Here is a 3,146-nt window from a genome sequence, read left to right on the forward strand (position 1 = left end):
TATTTTTATTGGATTTCAATTGTTCTTTTCTGTTCATACATAATTATACTACACATAGCTATAATTTATCGCCTTATATCCCCATGCCTGAAGGCAGGGGCATTACGGCGATGGATGGTAAACAATGTATAAGAGGGTTTTAATGCTATGCTTTTGGCACTAAGTTTATTTGAATAGACTCTTCTATAGATAGATCCAACGACGCCAGAGGAAAAAAAGGATCAAACACAAAAAAACGAACAGGAAAAAAAAATTACGTCTATCTTTCTTCTTTTTAGCTTTATGGTAAAAAGCTGCGGAGCGGATTTCAGATCTTAATAGATATTCTCTGAACTCTTCTTCGTCTTTTCCCAAATGCATTTTTTACGACTCCCTTCGCTATTTCTTAAGGATCCATATCACCATGCCAGCCAACAGGACTAAAATAAGGGGTAAAGAATAGGCAAAACCGCTCATAACCTTATTCCAGAAGCGAAAAGGAACTTCTTCTTCCTCTTCCAGTTCTTCTTCGATCGCCAGTCTTTCATTTACACTACCGACTTTGTCTCGATACTGCGCATAAATGGTTTTTGCTTGTTCAACGGTTACAAGAGCCTTATTCAACTCATCTTCCAAATTCATGGGATCCCAACTTGCAGGTTGAATGGATTCTATGGCTTTTAGCTGGTCGCTAAATTGGGAATGGATGGTCTCAATTTCTTCAAGCTGTCTTTTCAGTTCTCCAGCTTGTCTTTCTAGCAGCACAAGCCCTCTGGTTAGCAAATCAACAGCCGTCCGATGATCTTCTTCAAAAGTCCTTTGCTTTTGCCGTAATTCTTCTAGCTGTTTTTTTTGTCGCTCAATTTCCTCTTTTCTTCTCTCAAGATCGAGAAGAATTTCTTGAGCCTGTTGAACTTTAATATTCAGATCATCTATGGAAAAACGATTTTCACTATCATCGTTCACGGTTTCCTCCATAGGATGTAAGCAAAAGAAGACTACTCCTTTTTTTTTGATTGGCCAAAAGAACCTACAAAGCACCCGATCGGTTTTCTTTTCAAATATTCCTAGTATTATCCACTAAAAAAAGATCTGTCAAAAAGAATCAGAAAGAATTCTTTTTTGTTTTTTAAAAATCCCTCCATTAGGAAAATAAGCTTAGAGACAAAGCGTAATGGTCCGTCTTAATTTCCTTTTTAATTGAAAGACAGGGATTTTATAGTTAGAATGACTGTGTGATTGCTCCAACTGGCTCAGTTCCCTTCACCACATTTCTATACAATCGCCACATTGAGCTTGGGGCATACATGGGAACCTATAGTGGATGGTGGATGCCGATTTATTATACTTCAGCCATACAAGAACACCAAGCCGTCAGAGAAAATTCAGGCATATTCGATCTCTGTCATATGGGGCAATTCTTTGTTGAAGGGCCTAAGGCGATGGAATGGCTAAATGGAATTTTAACCAACGACTTATCCCTTTTAAAAGACTCAGAAAGCCAGTATCATTTAATCCTTTCGGACAGCGGTGGGATTATTGACGATCTGATCCTTTACCGGATTGGTTCCTCTTCTTATCTATTAGTAGTGAATGCCTGTGCATCAGAAAAAGATTATTCGCTTTTGCATGGTTATCTTCCTTTTGGGGATGTTAGCTTGATTGACAACCGTCGAAAATGGGGTTGCATTGCTATACAAGGACCAACATCCTGGAATGTACTCAAAGAGGTGTTTTCTCTGGATACCATTCCCAAGCACACGATAAAAAAAATCATTTTTGATAAAGAATTTTTGTATATTGCTGCCACAGGGTATACAGGAGAAGAGGGAGCTGAACTATTTTTCCCTGGTAAGATCGCCCGGCTACTATGGGATCGTTTACTGGAAGGTGGTAAACCCTATGGATTATTACCCTGCGGCCTAGCCAGCAGGAATATTCTTAGGCTTGAAGCCTCCTTACCATTGAATGGAGTCGATCTTAGAGAAGATAAAACTCCCTGGGAAGCTGGTTTAAGTAAAGCTGTTAGTCTTTCAAAACCCTATTCTTTCCCAGGGAAAGCTGCTCTGGTCTTATTGAAGGACTCTTTTCAAACCCTCCTTGTTGCTTTTGTAGCCTGCGAAGAGACGTCGCCTCAGCCCAAAACAGGTTCTCCAATTTTTTTTAAAGGCCAAAAGTGTGGCGAGGTAACAAGCGGCATATGGTCTCCTTCCCTAGGAAGGACAATCGGTATGGGATATGTCCATAAATCATATGCTATCATAGGCAACAAAATTGAAATAGAAATTAGGAACAAACTCTATCCATTTGAAATCCGGAAAAAACCCCTTTACAAAAGACCTACTATTCATCGATAGTAGGGTTTATTTTTTTTAGTTCCATGAACATTCCAAATGATCGCTTCTACACAGAAACCCATGAATGGGTTATGGTCAGTGGGGATGTTGCTACCGTAGGCATTACAGACCACGCCCAAAGAGAACTATCTGATATCGTTTTTATAGAACTACCAAAAGTGGGAGAACGAGTCAGTCAAAAATCAGTAGTCGGCGTCATTGAATCGGTCAAAGCAGCCAGCGATCTTTATGCACCGGTCAGTGGAGAAGTTCTGGAAATTAATTCACAGTTGGCTGATCAGCCCTCATTGATCAACAGCAATCCCTATGGAAAAGGATGGCTATACAAGCTCCGAATCATAAATCCTCAAGAACTCAATGACCTCAAGGATGCCGATGCGTATAGAGAGCTATTAAAAAATAAGGAACTATAAAGTTTCTTAAAGGCTTGAACAGTTTCTATACAAATTGCTTTTTCCTTCTCATAAATGTACATTCTAAAAATGTCGCGCAAGCTTGTCAGCATTCAAGAGGCCGCCGAGTTCTTAGGGATTGCGCCGCAAACACTACGACGCTGGGAGCGCGAGGGCAAGCTCCTACCCGATGAACCCACAGCAGGTGGGCGGCGACGCTACGACCTTGCGCAGCTTCGGCTAGACCAATTTCATGCGCTGGAGAAGGTATGCCACACCATCGCCTATGCTCATGTGTCCAGTCACGACCAGAAGGACGATCTGGAAGGGCAAAAACAGGTTCTTGAGCTGTTCTGTGCCCGGCAAGGCTGGACATTCGAGCTGATCGCGGACCCGGGTTCTGGCATGAACTACCACA

3 protein-coding genes and 1 pseudogene are annotated in these 3,146 nt (G+C 41.4%); 3 read left to right on the forward strand and 1 reads right to left on the reverse strand.

The window, feature by feature from the left end:
• Positions 1-378 precede the first annotated feature (378 nt).
• Positions 379-945 carry a hypothetical protein gene (locus tag A7Q09_RS08225; RefSeq protein WP_244228617.1) on the reverse strand — a complete coding sequence of 189 codons (567 nt, stop codon included), beginning with the start codon at positions 943-945 and terminating at the stop codon, positions 379-381.
• 269 nt (positions 946-1,214) lie between these two features.
• Between A7Q09_RS08225 and gcvT the strand changes: the two genes are divergently transcribed.
• From gcvT to A7Q09_RS11025, 3 genes and pseudogenes are all read left to right on the forward strand, one after another.
• Complete coding sequence (gene gcvT, locus A7Q09_RS08230) at positions 1,215-2,336, forward strand: glycine cleavage system aminomethyltransferase GcvT (RefSeq protein ID WP_134390988.1); 1,122 nt, start codon at positions 1,215-1,217, stop codon at positions 2,334-2,336.
• A gap of 23 nt (positions 2,337-2,359) precedes the next feature.
• Entirely contained in the window at positions 2,360-2,749 is a 390-nt protein-coding gene (gene gcvH / locus A7Q09_RS08235; RefSeq protein ID WP_134390989.1) for a glycine cleavage system protein GcvH, read from the forward strand.
• A gap of 69 nt (positions 2,750-2,818) precedes the next feature.
• Positions 2,819-3,146, forward strand: a pseudogene (locus tag A7Q09_RS11025) (recombinase family protein); the annotation flags it as partial.

Source organism: Methylacidiphilum sp. Yel (assembly GCF_004421185.1).
In the GTDB taxonomy this organism is placed as follows: Bacteria; Verrucomicrobiota; Verrucomicrobiia; order Methylacidiphilales; family Methylacidiphilaceae; genus Methylacidiphilum.

Excerpts from the sequence above, each read along its gene's own strand:
- gcvH (WP_134390989.1), top strand. The coding sequence starts at position 2,360 with ATGAACATTCCAAATGATCGCTTCTACACAGAAACCCATGAATGGGTT.